This is a genomic window from Thiorhodococcus fuscus (assembly GCF_042682685.1).
GTDB classification, from domain to species: Bacteria; Pseudomonadota; Gammaproteobacteria; order Chromatiales; family Chromatiaceae; genus Imhoffiella; species Imhoffiella fuscus.
In genome coordinates, this window is sequence record NZ_JBHUHX010000074.1 from 1 (window position 1) to 528 (window position 528).

The window sequence follows — 528 nt, forward strand, 5'->3', positions numbered from 1 at the left end:
TGAGCTGCAAGAGCCTGAACCTGGCAACCGAAGACCGGATCCAGAGACGCAGCCGGCTGCGCCGTGCGCTCGGCTTCGAGCGCGCGAACGCGCGCGGTCAGCTCCCCATTGAGCCGCCGATACTCGGAAACTTGCTGGCGATAGAACAGCAGGGCTTGGAACTGCCCTGGGGTAATGCCGTTACGTGAGTAGCCCGGCGGGAAGAGATAGCCGTTGTGCATCTCCCAGTCGTCCCAGCCGGTCCAAGGAACATACCCGGCGAGGATTGCCAGCAGGCGCAACGCAGTGGGATCCGGCTTACCTGTGGAGCACCATCGCCGATACGTCCGCAGGGAGACCAGGCAGGCGGACGCGGCCTGTTCGTCGCTGAACCGGCATTGCTTCTGAAGGACGCGCAGGGTGGTGGGATTAGCCGCAAAGCCTTCGGATAGAAGCTCACTTTCGGGCCAATCCTGGCGAGGTGACAGATTGACCTTGGCGACCTGATCGGTGGCCAACTTGACCGCTGGGTCGGCGGCTGTTGCTGGT

At 63.3% G+C, this 528-nt stretch carries 1 protein-coding gene; it reads right to left on the bottom strand.

The genetic code is table 11. The features are described from left to right. A partial coding sequence (locus ACFSJC_RS20005) for a hypothetical protein (protein WP_386029091.1) occupies positions 1 to 497 on the bottom strand: 497 nt, incomplete at its 3' end. Positions 498 to 528 lie beyond the last annotated feature (31 nt).